At 39.6% G+C, this 22135-nt stretch carries 21 protein-coding genes; 2 read left to right on the top strand and 19 right to left on the bottom strand.

Annotation, left to right across the window (positions count from 1 at the left end; translation table 11 throughout):
* Positions 1 to 62 precede the first annotated feature (62 nt).
* Entirely contained in the window at positions 63 to 959 is an 897-nt protein-coding gene (locus E5N72_RS17900; RefSeq protein WP_135926477.1) for a LysR family transcriptional regulator, read from the top strand.
* Between the two features lies 1 nt (position 960).
* Here E5N72_RS17900 and E5N72_RS17895 read toward each other — a convergent pair whose 3' ends face one another.
* From E5N72_RS17895 to E5N72_RS17865, 7 genes are all read right to left on the bottom strand, one after another.
* Complete coding sequence (locus E5N72_RS17895) at positions 961 to 1353, bottom strand: DoxX-like family protein (RefSeq protein WP_135926476.1); 393 nt, start codon at positions 1351 to 1353, stop codon at positions 961 to 963.
* A 55-nt stretch (positions 1354 to 1408) separates the two neighbouring features.
* Complete coding sequence (locus E5N72_RS17890; RefSeq protein ID WP_199527695.1) at positions 1409 to 1822, bottom strand: DUF805 domain-containing protein; 414 nt, start codon at positions 1820 to 1822, stop codon at positions 1409 to 1411.
* Positions 1823 to 2034: 212 nt separating this feature from the next.
* Positions 2035 to 2562 (bottom strand): DUF4240 domain-containing protein, encoded by a 528-nt coding sequence (locus E5N72_RS17885; RefSeq protein ID WP_135926474.1) that lies wholly within the window; start codon positions 2560 to 2562, stop codon positions 2035 to 2037.
* Positions 2559 to 2753 carry a YwbE family protein gene (locus tag E5N72_RS17880; protein ID WP_036971837.1) on the bottom strand — a complete coding sequence of 65 codons (195 nt, stop codon included), beginning with the start codon at positions 2751 to 2753 and terminating at the stop codon, positions 2559 to 2561. The genes E5N72_RS17885 and E5N72_RS17880 overlap by 4 nt, the downstream gene beginning before the upstream one ends.
* Before the next feature lie 59 nt (positions 2754 to 2812).
* The gene (locus E5N72_RS17875; RefSeq protein ID WP_135926473.1) at positions 2813 to 3253 is read right to left on the bottom strand and encodes a hypothetical protein; all 441 of its coding nucleotides are present in this window, start codon (positions 3251 to 3253) and stop codon (positions 2813 to 2815) included.
* 2 nt (positions 3254 to 3255) lie between these two features.
* Positions 3256 to 3528, bottom strand: coding sequence for a hypothetical protein (locus E5N72_RS17870; protein ID WP_135926472.1), 273 nt, complete (start codon positions 3526 to 3528; stop codon positions 3256 to 3258).
* A complete protein-coding gene (locus tag E5N72_RS17865) occupies positions 3521 to 3727 on the bottom strand; it encodes a hypothetical protein (RefSeq protein WP_135926471.1) in 207 nt (68 codons plus the stop codon). Before E5N72_RS17865 ends, E5N72_RS17870 begins: the two co-directional genes overlap by 8 nt.
* Positions 3728 to 3815: 88 nt before the next feature.
* Here E5N72_RS17865 and E5N72_RS17860 point away from each other — a divergent pair, with 88 nt between their 5' ends.
* Positions 3816 to 4622 (top strand): ion transporter, encoded by an 807-nt coding sequence (locus tag E5N72_RS17860; RefSeq protein WP_205994341.1) that lies wholly within the window; start codon positions 3816 to 3818, stop codon positions 4620 to 4622.
* 73 nt (positions 4623 to 4695) lie between these two features.
* Here E5N72_RS17860 and E5N72_RS17855 read toward each other — a convergent pair whose 3' ends face one another.
* From E5N72_RS17855 to E5N72_RS17800, 12 genes are all read right to left on the bottom strand, one after another.
* Positions 4696 to 5076, bottom strand: coding sequence for a VOC family protein (locus E5N72_RS17855; protein WP_135926469.1), 381 nt, complete (start codon positions 5074 to 5076; stop codon positions 4696 to 4698).
* 201 nt (positions 5077 to 5277) lie between these two features.
* Entirely contained in the window at positions 5278 to 6756 is a 1479-nt protein-coding gene (locus E5N72_RS17850) for an EAL domain-containing protein (protein WP_135926468.1), read from the bottom strand.
* 3 nt (positions 6757 to 6759) lie between these two features.
* Entirely contained in the window at positions 6760 to 7053 is a 294-nt protein-coding gene (locus E5N72_RS17845; protein ID WP_135926467.1) for a hypothetical protein, read from the bottom strand.
* A 56-nt stretch (positions 7054 to 7109) separates the two neighbouring features.
* The gene (locus E5N72_RS17840) at positions 7110 to 7487 is read right to left on the bottom strand and encodes a hypothetical protein (protein WP_135926466.1); all 378 of its coding nucleotides are present in this window, start codon (positions 7485 to 7487) and stop codon (positions 7110 to 7112) included.
* Positions 7488 to 7727: 240 nt separating this feature from the next.
* Positions 7728 to 8183 (bottom strand): GNAT family N-acetyltransferase, encoded by a 456-nt coding sequence (locus E5N72_RS17835; RefSeq protein ID WP_135926465.1) that lies wholly within the window; start codon positions 8181 to 8183, stop codon positions 7728 to 7730.
* Complete coding sequence (locus E5N72_RS17830) at positions 8180 to 9718, bottom strand: EAL domain-containing protein (protein ID WP_135926464.1); 1539 nt, start codon at positions 9716 to 9718, stop codon at positions 8180 to 8182. The genes E5N72_RS17835 and E5N72_RS17830 overlap by 4 nt, the downstream gene beginning before the upstream one ends.
* A gap of 130 nt (positions 9719 to 9848) precedes the next feature.
* On the bottom strand, positions 9849 to 11807 hold the full coding sequence (locus tag E5N72_RS17825; RefSeq protein ID WP_135926463.1) for a methyl-accepting chemotaxis protein: 1959 nt from the start codon (positions 11805 to 11807) through the stop codon (positions 9849 to 9851).
* A gap of 349 nt (positions 11808 to 12156) precedes the next feature.
* Positions 12157 to 12780: an FMN-binding negative transcriptional regulator gene (locus E5N72_RS17820; RefSeq protein ID WP_135926462.1), complete on the bottom strand. Its 624-nt coding sequence runs from the start codon at positions 12778 to 12780 to the stop codon at positions 12157 to 12159.
* A 61-nt stretch (positions 12781 to 12841) separates the two neighbouring features.
* The gene (asd, locus tag E5N72_RS17815; protein ID WP_135926461.1) at positions 12842 to 13984 is read right to left on the bottom strand and encodes an aspartate-semialdehyde dehydrogenase; all 1143 of its coding nucleotides are present in this window, start codon (positions 13982 to 13984) and stop codon (positions 12842 to 12844) included.
* A 122-nt stretch (positions 13985 to 14106) separates the two neighbouring features.
* A complete protein-coding gene (yegS, locus tag E5N72_RS17810) occupies positions 14107 to 15003 on the bottom strand; it encodes a lipid kinase YegS (protein ID WP_135926460.1) in 897 nt (298 codons plus the stop codon).
* A gap of 125 nt (positions 15004 to 15128) precedes the next feature.
* Positions 15129 to 17819 (bottom strand): TonB-dependent receptor plug domain-containing protein, encoded by a 2691-nt coding sequence (locus tag E5N72_RS17805; protein ID WP_135926459.1) that lies wholly within the window; start codon positions 17817 to 17819, stop codon positions 15129 to 15131.
* A gap of 65 nt (positions 17820 to 17884) precedes the next feature.
* Positions 17885 to 21985, bottom strand: coding sequence for a hypothetical protein (locus tag E5N72_RS17800; RefSeq protein ID WP_135926458.1), 4101 nt, complete (start codon positions 21983 to 21985; stop codon positions 17885 to 17887).
* Between the last annotated feature and the right edge of the window lie 150 nt (positions 21986 to 22135).

Raw genomic sequence — 22135 nt, 5'->3', positions numbered from 1 at the left:
TTGTTTTACAAATGCATAATTATCGTTATTCATTCCAGATTTATCGAACTAAAAGAGCCACTATGCAAGTTCATGATGTAGACCTACGATTATTGCGTGTTTTTGTAGCAATTGTTGAGTGTGGCGGGCTTTCAGCCGCAGAGTCACGTTTGAATATTGGCCGCTCAACGATCAGTGCGCATTTATCAGATTTAGAAGTAAGGCTTGGCATTAAATTATGTAAACGTGGCCGCAGTGGTTTTGAAATTACAGATGCAGGTGCTATTACCTACCAAGCATCAATTGAACTGCTTCAGCAATGCGAAGCCTTTGCTAATACCGTCGCAAGCTCTAAAAACGAGCTATCGGGGCGTTTAAGTATTGCTATGATAGATACCATGGTAAGTGACCCTCGCTGCGCCATTCCCCGCGCAATTGCAAGGTTAAAAGGCAAAGGTAAAAACATTCAGTTTGATATTAACGTCTGTGAAGCCCGTGAGGTAGAAACCGCAGTAGCCAATGGCCGTTCATTAGTGGGTATTGGTGTTAGCCGTCATCATATTCGCGGATTAGATTACACTGCCCTACATAACGAAACTAACTTTTTGTATTGCGCAGTCGGTCACCCACTGTTTGAGTGTGAAGACAAACAAATCAATGAGCTTATAAAAGAAGCCGAAGTTATTACCAGTAACTACATGCGCGATAAAGAAAGTAGAAACGATGGCTTAAACTACCAAAATAGTGCGGTAGCCTACCATGATGAAGGTATCGCACATTTGATTTTATCGGGTGAATTTATTGGTTATTTACCCGACCACTATGCTCAGTTCTGGGTTGATAAAGGCATTTTTAAAGCTATTCAACCAAACAAATATCACTACGATATTCCTGTTGTATTAATAACCTCTAAAACAAATGCCAATTCACCACTTGCAAGCGCCATGATCAAAGAAATCAAAGACTGCTATGGTGTTTAATTTACTTATTGCTAGTTTCGCTATTCTTGAGCTCGATTATTAGTACAGTACTAAACGCGATCAGCGCAAGATTTGTAGTCACCGGATTGAATGCTTCAATCAATAGTGCTGGTTGTAAAAAAGCTACAAACAGTATTAAACCTATTAAAGATAAAATATTGACTATATTGATTAAAATTGAACGATAGAAAATAAAAAACAACACCGCAAAGATGATTTCACCAACCCCAGCAGCTCGTGTTATGAGCATTGATATTTCGGCATTAAAACCAAAACTGGCTGTCATCCGTTGTTCAAGTGGAGAGATATGGATAATTTTTGGGAAAAGGCCATGGTAAAGCCAAGTAAAGCTAATAATAAACCGTGAAATTTGCACTACCGTTAGATTTTTCATAATAGCCTATTAAACGCGTTGTGTGTTCTTTAAAAGAACACACAACAAATAAGTATTATACTGTTGGTTTTCCAAAACGGTTCTCACCTGCATCACCTGCTAGGAAACCATTTTCTATGAGTGCCCAGATCCCACCGATTACAGGAACAAAACCAATTAGTACCCACCAGCCTGATTTATTACGGTCATGCCAGCGTTTAATTTGAATAGCTAGCGAACACCATATAAGTGGCACATATAAGATAAGCATAATTATAGAAATAGCTGATTCGCTACCACCCGAAAGCAATGCGGCAATAAACATTAAAACGAATGAAGCAGCAATCATTCCTAGTACTGAAAACCAATAGGTTTTGCGAGGAATGCGGCCGTTAAAAGAAAATAGTATTTCTTTTACACTAAGGCTTGTTGTTTCTGTTGAAGTTGATACTACATTTGATTCTGGGGCTTGATATACGTTTTCTGACACTGTCATTTCCTTTGAATTGTGTTTTAGTAAGCTACTATTATTTGTTAGCTCACTGATTTATAACATTAACTAAACTAGTTTTAGCAAGAATAAGATAACATAAATTTAGTTAATTTGGGTACTAATAAATTTCTTAGCTCTTTTTATGTAACCTTTTACCCTAAGTTAGTAGCTTACAGAGCATAAAAAAAGCACCATGAAGGTGCTTTTAATTAACTCGGTTGTTGCCAATATTTGGCATATAAATTTGGATAGGTTTGTTTTAAATACTTGGCTTTATCTTTAAAGCGTTTACCTTTTGGTTGCTCAAGACCTGATGGAATAAAAGGTAACTCGTCGTCATTACGTTCTTCGTAAAGCATACCGGCAATTAAATCGTATTCATCTAAATACGGGTAAGGCTGTTCGTTTAAATGATAAACCGGCGTACACTCTGCAATTGAGTCTGGGTTTTCAAGCGCCTTTAAAAACGCCTGTTCACCACGTGAAATAAGCCAACATAAAAACTCAGAGAAACCATAATCGTCATTACAACCGGCCATTACATAAGCGGCACCAAATAAGTCCCAGGTATAGGCTTTGCGCATACGTAGGTTAAACTGCTTATCAAATTCCATCAGCTGTTCGTCAGATAAATCAGTCAGCTTTGCTTTTAATGCATTACAAACAGACTCAGGCTCAGCAGTTTTATCTTCGGCGGTCACGAGTTGCCAAAATTCACTTTCGCTTAAAACACTCATGATAAAATCTCTTTCACGCGCCCTACTTGACCATCATCAAGTTGAACTTTAATGCCATGCGGGTGATTCGGTGATTTAGTTAAAATACGTGACACCACGCCTTGAGTTAACTGACCTGTTCGTTGATCTTGTTTTAATACAATGTTGACTTCGCAGCCAATTGAAATTTGTGAACGCGTAGGCACTGCCATTGCAATATCTCTTTCAATAATTTTTGCAGATTATAGCTATTTGCGGCTGGCTTACCAAATTAAACCTGTTTGATTGGGCTGTTTTTAAGCAGCTCCTTTGGCAATATCTCATTTAAGCGTTTAATGATAGCATCAGCCTTGCCTTTAATTTGAAAGTCGTAACCTTGGCCGTTGCCATCTAATATGACGGCTAAATAGTTATCAGCAACTTTCAGTTGGGTAATACGGCTTAATTCAAGTGTCTCTTCTTTATCGCCATAATAAACCTGCTTAACCGTTAGGCTTGTGTCTGTTGTCGTGAGTGTTTTACTAAGGGCTGTTTTGGCTGCGAATTTTTCTGTTGAGCGATAGGCCTGCACCATAAAACCGATTGCAAATATAAACCCGTTATAAGATACAAGAGTATGTGGGCCTGATTGCACACTATAGACACCGAACCCAACACATAGCACAGCCAGTGCTAAATTTAGAGTAACTAACTTTTTTGAGGTTAAATTCATCATTATTCCTTTAAAAATGAAATTGCTTTTGCATTAATAGCTAAATCTACAGCGCTCAATTCTTTGATAATTAGATTGGTAATTAACTGGGTTTGCTCAGCGGTTAACGGCAGTTCTTTACAATAACAACTTACTTTTAGTGATTGCGGTAGCTTTTTTAGATCAGCAGTATGAGTTAACCATGAGAATTCATGTACCTGATCTTTTGCTAGTTCACACGCTTGTGTTAACGCAACTCGAATTGCTTTGTCTTGACGTTTTTCAGTTTTAGTCATGTTCTGCTTGTTGTTTTTTAAACTCTTCGTAACTGTCCTGCTGGCGCTTTACACACTCGTGATACTCTTTATCAGCCATATAATTGCATTCACTTAAACGTGCCGATTGAATTTCATGATAACGGGCATCTGAGCTACACGCTGATAAACACACAGCAACAGTCGCGATTACGGCCAATTTTAAAGCATTAAAAAACATTTAATTTCCTTTATGTAGTTATACATTGGTGCTGCATTTTCCTGTATATTGCGTGGGTTTTAATATTATTACCAAAGGGTTCTATATGATGTTGTCGCAGTTACAACAGCTGTTTCAGCGTATCGATAAAAGTAAAATTTTTCAATCATTTGTTATTGCTGTTATTGTTATTTCGGCATTAACAGTCGGGGCACACACCTATTCACTTCATCCAACGGCAGAGCTTGCCTTACATTGGATGGACTTAGGCATCACGGTTTTCTTTTTAGTTGAGCTAGTGATCCGCTTTATTGCAAGCCGGGGCTTTAAAGATTTCTTCAGCAAAGGTTGGAACATTTTCGATTTCATAATCGTAGTTGGTAGCCTTTACCCTGCAGCTGGTTCAACAATTTTTATCGCTCGATTACTGCGTATTTTCCGCGTGTTGCGACTTGTATCAATGATCCCAGAGCTTAGACTGCTGGTTAACTCGCTTTTAAAAGCCATTCCACAAATGGGCTATATCGCCCTACTCATGTTTGTGATCTTCTATATTTATGCCGCTATGGGTAGCATGTTATTTGCTGATATTAACCCGGTATTATGGGGCGATGTATCTATTTCTATGCTCACCCTGTTCAGAATTGCCACGTTTGAAGATTGGACTGATGTTATGTATGAAACTATGGCTGTGTATGAGCTCAGCTGGATTTTCTACTTAACGTTCATCTTCTTAACAGCCTTTGTATTTTTAAACATGATGGTTGGTGCAATTTTAGAAGTTATGTCTGAAGAGCATCGGAACGCCCGCGAAGAGCAAACATCTGATGCCGACATGCCTGCAACCAAAGGACAAATTGCTCAGCTACAAGCTGAAATGGCCGAACTAAAACAATTACTGAAAGAAAAGCATTAAGGTTTTTAGAGCTTACTTTTTAGATAATAGCTTTTAGATATTAGGCGCTAGGGGCAAGACCTTAGCGCCTTTTTTATCCTCGTTTTTCTACCTTCCATGGTGGGTTTAAGCGGTTCTCTCCTGCCCAATACAATTTAATTTTATTCCCTGATGGGTCTTTTAGAATTGCTTCCGTCCATAAATAGCGCTGGGCGGTTGGTGGCTGTTCAAAACTAATGCCTTTTTCAACAAGGCTTGCGTAAAACTCATCGAGCTGCTCATGTTCAAAATAAATGACCGCATCATTACTAAACTCTTCAGTTTCTAATGACAACGAAAATGTGGCATCACCATCTGGACATTGAAAGCGTGCGTAATGCGGGGTATCCACAATCTGAATCATTCCCAGTGTTAAGTAAAAAGCCACCGCTTCGTTCATATCCTTTACAGGCAACGTCACCTGATTGAGATTCATTAGTCACTCCAATGTAATGCTTTATTCGTTGCTTCAGCATATCGCGTACAGCTAATTAAGCAAAAGATAAGCTGTAACAAATTATTGAGTTAAACATAAGAAGCAGGAGCATAATTGCAGGTTAATTTTACAAAATGAACATTTTAGATACACGCCCAAAATCCATATCGGGCGTAAGGTTTTATCCTGTATGATCAACAACTAAGTATTTAGTGAAGCCCAACATTGTGTATTTTCGTGCTTACCTTGCTGATTATTGAGCTCGCTTAGAAGCTCTGCTAATGATAAAGATTTATAAAAGTACCAACCCTGAACCAAGTACCCTTTATTATATTTCCTAATGAAACTATATTGTTCAACAGTCTCTACACCTTCAAAAATAACGATTCGATTTAAATTAGTTACCAGTGATATGATAGCTACAATCATATTTTGCTTTTCATCATCCATGATTGACTGTATGAACACCTTGTCAATTTTTATCACATCAAAGTTGATCTCTGTTAGCCAGAGAAGGTTAGACACTCCAGTACCAAAGTCATCTAATGCTATTTTAAAGCCATAAGTTTTGGCTTTTAAGGCAAAACAAGAGATCTCTTGCAAAGGCAGGCCAATTCGTTCAGTGATCTCTATTCTTATTTGCTCATGATTTACTTTATGCTTGCAACATAACTGATGCAAATAGTCCAAGAACTCAGGATCTTGTATTTCATAGCTATTGACATTTATCGCTACTGAAAAAAGACGATCAGTGTTCATAAGCTGAGCCAGCTCTGCAATCATTTTTGTCAAACATTGCTTTGCTAATATAGGATAAAGAGATAATTGCTCAGCGAGTTCCAAAAATTGCTCAGGTGAGACTTGCCCATGAATAGAGTCTTTCCAGCGCACTAAACTTTCAACGCTAGTAATTTTATTAGTCTTAACATCTACTATTGGTTGATACTCAAGGTATATTTCCCTTTTTCTAATTGCCCTTTTTAATCTGAACTCTATTGAACGTCGCAAATCTAAGTATGAAATTAAAGAATATATAAATAAGAAACTGATAATAGTAAGCAAGCAAATAAGAAGAACAGAAATATAAGGGGGAAAGCCCATTAGGCCTGCTATACTTTTTTCCTTAATATTATTACCATATTTAAAACCATAACTGCATGGTTCAAGTATTTTAGAAGGTTCGCGCCTCTTATCCTTAACCTGAGGCAGCCCTTCTTGCTTAGCAAATAACACTAGGTCTGTTAGGTTACTTAAAACAAGAAGCAAATTGTTGCTTCTTTTATTGATTCCAAGCCACTTTTTAATGTGATTGTTTGTATCTGATTCGTTTAGTTGTAAATAGCTATGAACATGACCAAGCTTATAGCTATCCCTAAAAATCAATGATATACCACCTTTATCTTTTACTAATTTAGAAAGCACCGAGCTCCCCGCTTTAAAAATAAAGCGTATTTGGTTTACCTGAGAAATTACATATACAGCATTTTTGATTGGTTTTTTACGCAAAGGCCGATTATCTTCATTTGCTGGCCTCGGCGATTCATGCATGTTGACTAGGTCAGTAATTGACTCAAAATTATATTTGAACGCCAACAAGGTGCACAGTGCAGTTCCCGCCAGTAAAACCAAAAGCAAAATACAGCCGTTTTTATTCATCGCTGCTATTGATAGATTAAACATGCGTCACCTCTGCAAGTCATGCGGATCAAGTCCGTCTTTTGCGAGCTGTGTTGCAATAATAAATATCAGCTGATTAATACTATCAATTTCTTTTGTTACACCTACTGGAAATTGATTACTGTAAATTCTTAAATTGGCGGTAGTTTTATTATCTAGTTTAGAGATTAAACTTAAATAAATTTGCACTGTTCTGCAAACTGACAAAGGCTCTGCTAAAACAATATTCTGATGATTATTTTTTTGATACACAAGACTTACGCACAGCAGTGCGTAACGTATAAAATTACTTAAATACATATAGTTACTCTTACTTAAATTAGACTAAGCTCGAAAGCGAATATAAAAGGTTAGTGTTATGTAAGAGATGTTATTGGTGGGCGATGAATGGGTGTTAAATCGGCAGATTGAAAATCGACACTCAATGACTCAATCTTAGTAAAATACGCTGATATCGGCTTTGAAAATGCTAATGATTCAACAAAAGCTGGACTATGACAAACATGACAATGGCCTTTCTCGGCAGAGTCAGCTAATTTTGTTGCAAGTTCAGCATGCTCAGATTGGTGTAGTTGATGATCGCCATTAGCAGCGCAATGAGTTTCAAGATCGACTTCCTCTAACAAAAGTACTGATGTGTAATTAAATGCAGTGTTGTGATCTGCAACATCAAAACTGTCCAGCAAAGGCTGGAGTAGTAATACACAAATCAACATAGAGAAAACTGATTTCACACAAAACTCAGGTATCGGGACAACAACCTTAAACTAACAAATTAGTCTTGTTTTGAACAGTGAATTTTAACTATAAAATACAGCTTACCTTAGTTCTAAAGTCTCTTTATTTTAAGTACATTCAATTTCAATAAGTTAATATTAAACAAATTGGAAACATGCCACATAATGGTATAGCAACTCCGCCAAATACCTAGCAATACAAGCTGTAACACATAGTGTGTTCATTCTATCTATGTCTTATAGATTAGACTCACAGGGTGTTTTAAGTCTCATATGCAATATTGGAAAAGGCTTGCCCATATCATCTAAAGGGGAACGTGAGGCAACTTTAAAACCCATGTGCTGATAAAACCCAACTGCAAGTGGGTTTTGCTCATTTACATCCACTTTGTTGGCAGCTAATTGCTCAATTGCATAGTTCAGAAGTGCTTTACCAACCCCCTTACCTCTTGCGGCATCTAAAATGAACAGCATTTCTATTTTGCTATCGTGTACACCAACGAAGCCTAAAATTGTTTTATGTTCACTCTTAATGCACTTTAAAGTTACGTTGGGAAAAGCTTGCTCAATAATAATTGGCTTAAAAAAGGCTATATCGTCTTCTGTTATAAAATCATGGGTCGCTCGTACTGAGTTTTCCCACACATCAAGTAGCTCTGGATAATCATCAGAGTTCACACTTTCTATTTTCACTGTAATCCTTTTTTATCATCAAGTACTTTATGTAGTTCGGTTAATGATAAAGATTTATAAAAGTACCAACCTTGGACTTGATGATCAGAATTATATTCTTTTATAAAGCTGTATTCTTCAACGGTCTCAACACCTTCAAAAATGACCAGACGATTTAGATTTGAAACCAGAGACATGATGGCTAATACCATATCCTTTTTGAATTCATCTGTGATCGATTGGGTAAGTATTTTATCAATTTTAATGATATCGAAGTTAATCTCTGTCAGCCAAACAAGGTTAGATACCCCGGTTCCAAAATCATCAAGTGCTATGACGAAGCCAAAATCTTTTGCCCTTGTCGCAAAATCAGATAACTCATTTAGAGGCAAACCTATACGCTCCGTTATTTCAATTTTAACTTGCTGAGGTTTTATCTGATACCTATCACAAAGCTTATTCAAGCGGTCTAAATATTCTGGAGTCTTAATTTCATAAGCATTTACATTAATGGCAACTGTGAATTCTGGGTCACGATGCAAAATCGGGGAAAGCTCTATAAATGCACGTTTAACCGAGTCATATGCCAACTTTGAGTACAAACTTAACTGCTCTGCAATACTTAAAAATAGTTCAGGTGATACGTTTCCATGAACCGCGTCTTTCCACCTAACCAAGCTCTCAACACCGACAATTTTACAATTTTTTAATTCAATAATTGGTTGATACTCTAAATATAAATCGCCGCTTTGAATGGCCTTACGCAGCCTAAACTCGATTGAATGATTCTTATCTAAAAATGAAATAATAGAGTAAGCAATTAAAAAGCTGACTAACCCGATCAAACAAATAAGTAATGCAGATACGTACAGAGGTAAATAAAGTAATCCAGGACGATTATTCGTTGTTTCAACACAGTATTGAAACTTTTTACTACATATTTCTAATACCTGAGATTTCAAAAAAGTATTGTTTTTTAATTGGTACTGCGACGAGTAATTATGAAAAGTATGCTGCTTATTTTTTGACACAATTTTATAAGAAAACCCCTTATCTAAATGATCAAAACTCTTAAATGGCTGATTGATAGTAAAAGCAATAACGTTATCTTTTTTTGTAATGTCATATTTAGCCGGAACAGGGAAAATACCACCAACTTTAGCAGCAAATTGATAACCAGAAGGTGAATGATAAAAACCCCCTTCAAGTAAAAAAGGAGCGTCTAATAATCCCCAGTTAGCTGAACACAAAACCCTATCATCAAAAATCAATCCTAAATCATGGGTGTATTCATATTTTGAAAGAATTATACGAAGTTCGTTTATTGTCGTTGCATCACACTGACTCGGGGATATAGCAGAAACATCTCGCATCGAAGCCGCTAAATCACTCGATATGCTTTCTGCTTTTAATAATAAAGAATTGGCAAACTGTTTTTGGTAATTTAGTTGTAGATAACTAACAATGAGGTGAAAGGAAAAGATAAAAAAAACCATGATAAAAACTATATAGATAGTTTGTTTATTATTGTTTGTCTTTAATGTTTTTCCTTTCATGCGTAACTTATCTTTTAGTTATATTATTACAAAAACTAAACCTTAATTACCATTAAATCAACAAATTCCAATAAAAAAGGAACAGAAAATCTGTTCCTGATATAGAAAATGCATTTTGACCCAATTTTAACTACACCTTAAACTTACCGACTAGGTCGGTAAGTAGATGAGATAGCTGATTCAACCGCTCGCCATTTTCACGCGCTCCCTGTGCAATATCACTAACATCGTCAGCGGCGTTTTTAATTTCTACAACATTACGATTAATATCTTCAGCTACGTGCTGTTGTTCTTCGGCTGCGGTCGCTATTTGTGTGTTTAAATCACTTATATTAACGATTGAAGCAGTAATTTCGCTAAATTGCTGCTGTGCAGAATGCGCCAACTCAACTGTTTTATTTGTGCGGTTCAAGCTGGTTGTCATTTCTTTAGACACCTGATCAGACATCTTGCGCAACGTATCGAGTTGACTTGCTATTTCTTCTGTTGACTCTGATGTTCTTTGCGATAGCGCTCGGACCTCGTCTGCAACAACAGCAAATCCTCGACCATGGTCACCGGCACGTGCAGCCTCAATAGCAGCATTTAGCGCTAATAAATTAGTTTGTTCAGCAATGCCACGTATAACACTGAGAATCGACATGATATTTTCACTTTCAGCATCGAGTTGGTTTATATCTTGAGTTGCTTTGGTGATCACTTCTGACAAAGATACAACGCTATCAACCGTCTCAGTAATAACACTTTGTCCAAGTTCAGAGGCTTGTTGAGTTTGCGAAGCAAGTTCGGCTGCATTTGCACAACTGGCAGAAACCTCATTTGCTGTTGCCGCCATTTCATTAATAGCTGTTGCCGCCATTTCAAGAGCTTGCTGTTGTTGAGATGTTGAACCCGATAATTGAGAAGCTTGTGACGAGGTGTGTGCAGAAGTCTCACTAACATTCTGTGCGCAGTCATTAATTTGCTTAACCAAGTCCGATATCAAGTTTAAAAATAAATTAAAGCTGTTTGCTAGTTTTGCTGTTTCATCGCGTGTTTTAATAACTAAACGCTTAGTTAAATCACCTCCACCTTGGGATATCTCCGTAAGGCCATCACTTACCTCAACAATTGGTGCAGAAATTAATTTAGAAATATAGCTAGCAACAAGAATGAATACAGCAATCAGAATTGCACTGATGACTAAAATGGTAATAGTCGTTGCGTTTGCTGCACTCATTACTTCAGATTTTTCAACTAGACCGATAAATTTCCAGTCTAGCTTTTGCGAAGTATAAATATTAGCCAAGTAATCTTTGCCATTAATGTCTATTTCAAACTGACCATGATTGTTATTGGCAAGCTGTTTGTATTTACCATTATCAATCTGGCTTAATTGTTTAAACCGATAATCAGCATTTTTAACATCAACCAGCACATTGCCGCTATCTTCAATCAGCATTAGATAGCCGGTTTCACCAAGTTTAATGTTAGCAATAATATCTGTAAGGCCCTGCAAAGAGACGTCCATGCCCTGTACGCCAATAAACTCACCAGCTTGTTTAATGGCTTTTACTGTGGACACTATAACCATATCATCCGCCGCCCAATAATAGGCATTGGTTCTTACTGTTTTACCATTTGCTGCTTTACCCGTTTTATACCAAGGCCTAACTCTTGGGTCATAATTTGCTGTCACTTCACCCTCTGGCCATTGAATATAACCACCTTGCTCGTTCCCCATGTAGATGTAAGCAAGGCCTGGATGGGTTTTGCCAAAATGATCAAATAAGTTAAAAGCGGTTTTTTCTGTGTTACTGCCATTGACGTGATCAAGTTTCACTGAATTAGGCGATTGCATGTGGGTTTTAACGCCTTGCTCGGCGTCTAAAATAGCGGAATGAGAAGCAAGATAATCGACGTTTTTCTCTATTTCGTCAAAAAACATACTAATGCCGTTATCGACTTGTCTCGCCTCTCGTTCACTTAGTTCAGCGAAATTATCTAATGCCTGCTGTCTTAATTGAGTAATGACTAAAACGGCAATAATTATAAGAGGAAGCGCAATGGCCGACGCAAAAGATAACTTTAATTTTTTAGAAATGTTCATGGAGAGTTCTCAGCTAGGTACTTACGAAAATATAGTTAATCACTTAACTTTCAGCAAGCTATTTAACTTATATTCAATACAACTAAACCACCATTGATAGATTAATAAAATAAGCAATAAGAATTGATATGTACCTACACTTTATATTGACACAAACTTGTAATGTACTAACTTTAAATATTGTGATTAACACGATTTTAACAACAATGGACTTAGCGGTTTCCAACCAATTGGCAGCATTTGCAGGAAGCAAAATTGCTGCCTATTCTTCTCTTAATTTAATAAACAGCAGTGCAGTTTAGATAGTATTAAAACAACTTAGCGTAGTAAGTGTTACTGAATCGATAAATCAGCTAGCGTCTAAATTGCCTATCCCTACCCCATATTTAAGCATATAGCTAAGTAAAGCCTGAGCATCTGGGTGTTTATCTGCTTTTAACCCTGTTACAACACCTTGTTGATCTTCATCCGATTTATGCTGGCCTAACTTCTCTTTTGCCTGAATTGAGTCAAGTTCAATTTTAATACCCACTATGCCACGTAGTAACTTTGCTTGGTAATCGGCTGGCAACAAACTAGTGTCGTTTAAAATACTCGGCTCGTATTGGCTAATTAGCTCATCGAGGCATGCTAAGGTGTTGTCATCATCGAGGTACTCTACTTTCCCCATGGCATGAACCGCAGCGTAGTTCCAAGTCGATACAGCAGGTTTTTCTGCATACCAAGTGGGTGAAATATAACTATGCGGGCCATTAAAAACCACTAATACACGCGTATCTTGCAAGCTTTTGCCATGACGATTCGCTCGTGACACATGACCATATAAAGTGCCCAACTCGCCTTCATCAGGTTTATAAACTAAAGGCAAATGTGTTGCCTCAAACTCACTATCAACCATCAATGCAAAGCTGTAGTTTTTGATAAACTGCGACACTCGCTCTGGTGTCATTTTCCATTTATTGGGGGTGTGCATTACTTTCCTTTAGTGCTAAAAAAGGCCAGCAAACTGCTAGCCTTAATATTGAAATGTGTAATTAATGTTGGCCATCAACAATAATGCGTAACATGCGACGAAGTGGCTCTGCTGCACCCCATAACAGTTGGTCACCAACCGTAAACGCACTGATATATTCAGGGCCCATCGCTAATTTACGAATACGACCTACCGGAATAGACAAGGTGCCGGTTACTTTTACAGGTGTTAAGTCTGTTGCAGTAATGTCACGATCATTCGGGATCACTTTCACCCACTCGTTGTGAGAGGCAAGGATCTCTTCAATTTTCTCAACGCTAATATCTTTGCGTAGCTTAATTGTCATTGCTTGCGAATGACAACGCATTGCACCAATGCGCACACATAAACCATCAACAGGGATAGGCTGCTGGCTGCTACCTAAAATTTTGTTCGCTTCAACTTGCGCTTTCCACTCTTCTTTACTCTGACCGCTTGGCATTGGTACATCAATCCAAGGGATAAGGCTACCGGCTAAAGGCACACCAAACTGATCTTGTGGTAAATCGCTTGAGGCAATTTTTTCGGTAACTAATTTATCAATTTCAAGAATCGCAGCATTAGGATCAGCAAGTTTGTCTGCCACTGTTTCGTGAATTGCACCCATTTGCGCAATTAACTCTTTCATGTTGCGTGCACCAGCACCTGAAGCGGCTTGATATGTCATTGGGCTAACCCACTCAATCAAGTCTTGTTCAAATAAACCGCCTAGCGCTAGCAGCATTAATGATACAGTACAGTTACCACCCACATAGGTTTTAACACCTTGCTCTAAGCCTTGATCAATCACGTCTTTATTGACTGGATCAAGAACAATAATGCTATCGTCACTCATACGCAGTGCCGATGCTGCGTCAATCCAGTAACCTTGCCAACCTGATTCGCGTAATTGCGGGTAAACGGCTTTGGTATAGTCACCGCCTTGGCAAGTGACAATAATGTCCATCTTCGCAAGCTCAGCGATATCATTAGCATCTAAAAGCGGTTTAGCAGGACCCGCAAGATCAGGACCTAATTGACCGGTTTGTGAGGTGGTGAAAAAAGTGGTGTCGATTTTAGAAAAATCATTTTCTTGTTGCATACGATCTAATAACACAGAGCCAACCATGCCCCGCCACCCGACTAATCCTACTTTTCTCATTGTTTGTTCCACTGTTTGATTCATTCCAATTACCTAAACTGTTAAAAATTAAAGTCCATTGCGTGAGAGTTTAATTTTTACAGGGATAATCTAGCATTGCGGCCAAAGCAAAACCAGCGCAAACCGAGTAACATCAAAATTTTTCATCATCGTATTAGCGGACAAGCGTCTGGCAGCACTAAGTTAAGCGCACCAGCATGCACTTCAAAACGTTGTTGTTTTGAAGTGATTGGCTCGCCATCTAAGTTTATTGGCATTTCTGTTTGTGTTTGCCATTCAAGCCATGGCACTTGAAAACGTTTTACCCACTGTTGTGATGAATTAGGATAATTGCTGAGCTCTTCTATAACCGCTGGTACATCTGAAATTGCAAATGATGTAAACGCCACTAAATCAACCAAGCCATCGTTTATGTATGCATGTGGTGAAAGTTGCTGACCACCACCCGCTTGGCGGCCGTTACAAACGGCAGCAGCAATAATATCGCCCGAAGTTCGTTCACCATCAGGGAGGGTAAGCTCGCCACTGTAAGGTACAAAACTCAGCGCTTGAACAAGCCCTGCCAAGGTATATGCGCCACCACCGAGTAAATTTTTCAGTGCAGGTGGTGTGGTTGCGGTAATTTTTGCCCCAAAGCCAGCACTGGCTACGTTTACAAAATAACGCTTATCAACCTCAACTGTATCAATAGCATGCGGCTGACCATTTGCAGCAAGTTCAAGTGCTGGCAAGTACCCGTCAGGAATCTTAGCGGCTGTGGCAAAATCATTTGCCGTGCCCATAGGTAAAATAGCAAGCTCTAAACGCTGTGATTTTTCCATTTTCATTAATGCATTTACGGCTTCATTAACAGTGCCATCGCCACCAGCCACAACAACACGTTTCACGCCTTCGTCAGCGGCCTCATTAATAAAGCGCTCAATGTCACCCCCTTCATAGGTAACACGCACAGCAAGAGACTGACTGGCTCGAAATTGACTAATTGCTTCACGAAGCTGCTCATCAGCCGCTTTTTTGCCATTTAAAATTAATCGTAAGTCCATTTTTAATCCCTGTTTTAACACTTAGAACTACCATAACACGCAATGGTTTAAACAAAAAAGCCCTGCTATTGCAGGGCTAAATCAACGTTAGGATTTATTATTGTATCCTTCCTTGGGGAGTTTAATTAAAACTCGTAGCTGAAGCCTAAGCTAAACTTAGTGCCTTCTTCTTTCTTCCAAAGTGATAAACCTTCTTGCTCAATTTCTTTATCTTGACCAAGGATGTTTTCAATTTTGAACTTCACTTTTGTGTTAAAGTTCGGGAAGTAAGAGTAAACTAAATCAAGCGAATGGAATGGCTTCTCTTCTGCATCTTCATTACCGCGAGTACCCGGTACAATAATACGCGGACCAAACACGTTATATACAAGCGATGTCGAGTGGAAACCATCAGCAGAGTCATAACCCATCTGTAAGTTTGCTACCCACTCAGAGTGACCTACTAAACGGCGCTCATCGTTAGTAACAATGTTAGACACGGTATCGGCATCAAGTGCATCTTTTAATTGCTGCTCAAACAACGAATCAACGCCGTCAGAATCATCAATACCTAGTTTCACAGTTGAGTCAGATAGCGTAACGTTACCCGACAAGAACACACTCGACCAATCGGCACTGATAAAACTAAAATCAGTCAAGAAATCAACTTCAATACCCGTTAACTCACCCGATTCAGCGTTTGCAGTTAATAGCTGTGGCGCAGCACCACCTACACCTGCAAGCTCTACCATTTCGATAGGGTTCGTAATGTCTTTGTAGAACAATGCAACTGATAAGTTATTGCCCGATGCCATATACCATTCAAAACGGAAATCAGCATTTTTAAGTTTTGAACTTTGCAGTGTCGGTGAACCACGAACTAGGAATTCAGTTAATGGATCAACGAAGAACGTTGAGCTTACATCACGCATATCTGGACGAATGGTTGTTTCGCTTAAATTTAAACGAAATTGCATTTCTTCATCCATAATATAAGTCACAGCTAAAGATGGATAGAAATCATCTTCTTTAATTGCTACTTCAGCTAGCTCTTCTGTTGTCGCATCAAATAAATTACTGTGAGCCTTAAATGGAACCGATACTTGGGCAAAATCTTCCCAGCGAACCCCACCAGTAATACGCCAAGTATTATTGATGAAATAATCAGCCATAAAGTAATAAGCATCTAACTTATGCGCCGCACTGTATTTATCACCGTCTGTTGTTCTGTCATCAAAAATGCCAGAACCGGTTGAACTTGCGTAAAAAGCATCATTGTTGATGTTATCGTAAGCAAAAATTTCATCTAAACGTGAGCCATAGGTAAAATCATCAGCAATACCACGGTGCGTAATACCAAATGTCGTATTATTTGCAGTACGTGTTTTCTCTGAGAAATCGCCACCCACTTTTAGTTCAAGCTCATAGCCTTCACCATAAAATGGCATGCCCATGTTCCAACCCCAAGTATCAACTTCATCATGAAGAACTTGGAATTCACGGGTTACGTTAGTAGCTGAAACATCTTGTAATTGCTCAGAAACAAACGAACCATCGTCGTAGTTACGTTGGAAAACAGCATCTACACCACCTGGTGCATCACGATTTGCACGGCTTGTGCCGGCATACCAATCAACAAACAAGTTGTTAAAGTCGATAAAGTTGTGTGTGCCTTTTAATTGGCTAGAGAACATTTCACGCTCTTCGTACACAACATCAACGCGACGAAGGTCACGAACACCTTCTTCAGTTTCGTTGGCATCATAGAAATTACGATTACGAACACGGTCACGCATGTCATGCAGTGCAATGTTTGTCATCTCAATTTTATGGTTTGAATTAAACTCATAACCAATATTGAATGTACCACTCCAACGCACATTTTGTTCCGTTGATGTGCCATCGTAATACTGTGCAAAACACTTGTCTTCACAACCTAAGCTGCCAAGGTTAGTACCACTTTTTTCTTGTGCTACTTCCCACTCATTTTCGTAAGAAACAGCGGCAAGTACACCAAACGTACCCATTTCACTTTCAAAGCGATCGCCTAGCGAAACTGAAAAGCTCATTTCAGGATCAACGTCTTTTTCAGTTGCCGAAATGTTCCAATCAAGAGCCGACATCAATGCTTGGCGCTCAGCCAGTGTTGTGTTGATATCGCCTTCAAGGCCCGCACCATAAAAGGCATTAATTATTTCAGTAGGTAACGCACGAGTACCATCATCACGGCCCATCCAGTCATCATCGCCACCTTCATAAAAGTAGCCTGTATCACTGTTATTGGTGTTGTAAGAAGTACCAATGTCGACTTTAAACAAAAAATCAGTCGGGATTGATTTTGTTCTAATATTTACGTTACCACCACCAAAATGCGCAGGCATATCGGGTGAAAACGATTTTTGAACGCTTAAACTTTCAATAATATCCGATGGGAATAAGTCAAGCGGTACAACTGAGCGAGTTGGATCTGGACTTGGCACATACATACTATTGAGCTGAGTACTCGAATATCGCTCACCTAAACCACGAACATAAATGAACTTGCCATCAACCAGTGTCAAACCTGTTACACGACGAAGTGCCGATGCAGCATCGCCATCACCAGTACGAGAGATTTGCTCTGCACCCATGATATCGGCAACAAACGCTTGATTTTGACGCTCTTGAAGAACCGCGCCAGCACTCCCTTTTAAACGCTGTCCTACAGCAACCACTTCTTCAATTTCTTGTGCTTCATCCGCTGCATAGGCAGTATTGACTGATAAGCCAACTAATGCTGCAAGCACTGCGTGGTTTATCTTTGAACGCACAAGTTTAGAGGGGGTAAAAGATTTCATTATTATACTCCGAAAACAAAACTAGAAGCTGGCCGGGGTTGCCCCCGACCATGGATTAGAAGGGCTTAGTTAAGACCTACTTTTACCCAACCTGCTGTCCAGTCTGTTTGCGCATCCATTGCACCGATGTAATCTACTTGGTCGAAGAAGCTATTTAGGCTTGAAGCATCGAAACCGCTACCAAGTAATGCTGATTCAGCACTTGGTTGATAACCGTTAGAGCTTAGGCCTAACATTGCTGCGTCCATGATAGAGTTACCTTCTTGGCCTTCGAACCAAGATTGAACATTACCTGTACCAATTGCTTGGCTTGAGAAGTTATTATCTGCTGTACATGCAACTACTGAGTGGCTGATTGTTAGTGAACCATCTTCAGCGCGAGGAGCTGAATCTGCACCCACTCGTAAGCAGTTTTTATAACCTTCACCACCTGTTACTACTACGTTTTTCAGCATACCCGCAGTACCAGCACGTAAACGGATACCGTTTACACCATCTGCGCCGATGATAGTTACGTTAGAGATAGTAGGTGTAGTTAAAGGTGATGCATTTGAGTCAAATTCTGAGTTATCAGCTTCAATTGCATTATCACCTTCAGATAAAGACTGCTTGATTAATACATATTGTGCATTACCAGTCCAACCGAATGACCAATCTAGCGAGTCATCACCGATGTTTGTCAGTACTAAGTGGCTGATGCTTGCAGTACCACCGAAGAACTCAACACCGTCATCCAGGTTTTCGTGAACGTGGATATAATCAAGTTCAGTTTGGCTACCAACACCTGCAAGTGAAATACCGTTAAGCTCATCACCGTTACCAAGTGTTTTACCGGCTTGTTTTACAACAACATACTTAAGTGTACCTGAGTTATCTTCTGGTTGGTTACCACCGAATTGACCAGCATCACCTTCTGCAGCAACACCACAGTTTGCAAGTTCATCGGCTGTTGTTTCACCCACTTGGTCACCACAAGAGTTAGCTGGTGCGTTACCAAGAAGTACCACACCACCCCATTGACCAATGCCCGTTTCAGCACCTGTCATATCTTGGATTGATGTCATCACGATTGGTTGAGTTGCAGTACCTACCGCTTCAATCTTAGAATCACGACGAACAACTAAGAAGTCATCACCGCTTTCACCGATTAGCGTTGTACCAAATTGAACATAAAGAGTAGCACTATCAGTGCGGTCACCACCCACTGCTGTACGACCTTTAAGGATCCAGTGAGCATCGTTAGTTAGAGTTACGTCAGATGTGAAAACAACATCTTGTGCTAACTGATACACTGGCTTATCGGTAATTTGTGGGAAGCTTGCTGAAACATCAGTCGCTAGACCTTGTTCCATTGCGTTTGTGATATCTGTAGGGAAGCTAGGGTTAACAGCAACTGTCCAACCTTCCATCCAGTTATTGTCACCGTCAAATGCACCAATGTAGCTTGTTTTAGTGAAGAATGGGTCAAGCTCTGACGCATCAACACCTGCACCTAATAGCGGCGAGCTTGATTTAGGTGTGAAACCATCTGTAGCAAGGTTTAATGTCGCTGCAGTTAGCGTTTGGTTACCAGTTTGACCTTCGAACCAAGATTGAACATTACCAGAACCAATTGCTTCAGTACCGAAGTTATTCTCTGCACTACATGCTACCACTGAGTTTTCGATAGAAAGCTCACCAGACTCAGCATTTGCAACAGAGTCAGAACCTACACGTAAACAGTTTTTGTAACCTTCTGGGCCTGTGATAATCATGTTACGGATAACACCCGCTGTACCTGCGCGAAGACGAACACCGTTTTTACCGTCAGCACCAACAATCGTTACGTTAGAAAGTAATGGCTTAGTTAATGGTGTAGCGTTTGAATCGAATTCTGAGTTGTCAGCTTCGATTGCATTGTCACCTTCAACTGATGATTGTTGGATATATACGTTTTGTGCACGACCTGTCCAACCAAATGACCAGTCAAACGCGTCATCACCAATATCAGTTAGTACAACGTTACGAACGTTTACAGTACCACCGAAGAACTCGATACCATCGTCAAGGTTTTGGTGAACTTGGATGTATTCAACTTTTGTTTTAGAACCAACACCCGCGAATGAAATACCATTTAGCTCATCGCCGTTACCTAATGTTTTACCTGCGTGTTTAACAACAACATAACGAACAACACCTGAGTTGTCTTCAGCATCGTCACCACCAAATTGACCTGCATCACCTTCAGCTGCAACACCACAGTTTGCAAGCTCCTCCGCTGTTGTTTCACCTTGTTGGTCACCACATGAGTTAGCCGGTGCATTACCAAGTAATACTAAACCACCCCATTGACCGATGCCTGTTTCTGCACCTGTCATATCTTGGATAGATGTCATAGTAATTGGTGCTGTTGCATTACCATTAGCATTGATTTGTGAACCACGACGAACAACTAAGAAGTCATCACCTGTTTCACCGATTAATGTAGTACCTGCTTGAACATATAATGTTGCGCTATCGGTACGGTCACCCCCCACTGCTGTACGACCGTTTAAGATCCAGTGTGCGTCATTTGTTAATGTTACATCTGCTGTGAAGGTTGTATCTTCAGCTAAACGATAAACAGGCTTGTCAGTGATTTGTGGGAATTCAGATGAAACGTCTGTTGCAAGACCTTGCGCCATTGCATTTTCGATATCAGTTGGGAAGCCACCATTGATAGCAACAGTCCAACCTTCCATCCAGTTGTTTGTTGCGCTAAATGCACCGATTTGACCATTTGCTAATAATGGTGAACCAGCTAAAGGCATATAACCATTATCATCTAGCATTAAATCAGCCGGTGTTAGAGTTTGGTTACCATCTTGGCCTTCAAACCATGCTTTTACAGTACCGCCATTAATGGTTTCACTACCGAAGTTATTAGCAGGTGTTTGACAAGCAACAATAGAGTTAGTGATAGTGAGTGAACCATCTTCAGCGCGAGGAACTGAATCAGAACCAACACGTAAACAGTTTTCATACGTTGCAGGGCCTGTAATGAAAACGTTTTTCAGCATACCTGCAGTACCTGCACGTAGACGAATACCATTGTTACCTTCAGCACCCACGATTGTTACGTTTTCAATTGTAGGGTTAGTCAGTGGTGTAGCGTCTGAATCAAACTCAGAGTTATCCGCTTCAATCGCGTTGTCACCTAAGTTCGCAGCTTGTTGAATGTATACGTTTTTCGCAGTACCAGTCCAACCAAATGACCAATCTAGTGAGTCATCACCAATGCTTGTAAGTACCACGTTGCTTACGTTTACTGTACCACCAAAGAACTCAATACCATCATCTAAGTTTTCGTGTACTTGAATGTAATCAACAGTCGTTGCAGAACCAACACCTGCAAATGAAATACCGTTTAATTCGTCACCATTACCCAGTGTTTTACCTGCATGTTTAACAACTAAGTATTTCAATGTACCTGAGTTATCATCTGCAACATTACCACCGAACTGGCCTGCATCACCTTCTGCTGCAACACCACAGTTTGCAAGTTCGTCTGCCGTTGCTTCGCCTTGTTGGTCACCACATGAGTTTGCTGGAGCATTACCAAGAAGAACTAAACCACCCCACTGACCGATAGACGTTTCAACATTAGTCACATCTTGAATCGAAGTCATTGTGATTGGCTGGCTTACAGTACCTACCGATTCGATTTGTGAACCACGACGAACAACTAAGAAGTCGTCACCCGATTCGCCAATTAATGTAGTACCTTGTTGGATGTAAAGAACAGCATTATCTGCACGATCGTTACCAACCGCTGTGCGACCATTTAAAATCCAGTGAGCGTCATTTGTTAACGTTACATCTGCAGTAAAAGTAGTATCTGCTTTCAAACGGTAAACTGGCTTATCAGTGATCGTTGGGAATTCTGAAGAAACATCTGTCGCTAAACCTTGTGTTAAGGCATTTTCGATGTCAGTTGGAAAACCTGTAGTCGCATTTTGAGAATCATCACGACCTGACTGATCGCCGCTGTTATCACCATTGTCACCACCGTTATCGATGATATTAGTGATGTTATCGCCTTCATTTACAGTGGTGTCGCCTTCTTTAACGACTAAATCACCACCACAACCAGCTAAAGAAACTGCAGCAGCTACCAGACTAACTTTAAATAAGTCAGATAATTTCATTGTTCACTCCGTTAAGATAGATATTTAATTATTGTGTTAGCGCATAAACTCAAGTCACCAAAAAGCACTGAAACTTAATGCTTTTGGGTCACTTGAGTTTTAAACTGCGACTACCTTACGGGAGCTGTATGACAAACTAGTTACACTTTA

It is taken from the genome of Pseudoalteromonas sp. MEBiC 03607 (assembly GCF_004792295.1).
In the GTDB taxonomy this organism is placed as follows: domain Bacteria; phylum Pseudomonadota; class Gammaproteobacteria; order Enterobacterales; family Alteromonadaceae; genus Pseudoalteromonas; species Pseudoalteromonas lipolytica_C.
The sequence above is the reverse complement of the archived record's forward strand: the minus strand, read 5'-3'. Positions and strand labels throughout refer to the sequence as shown.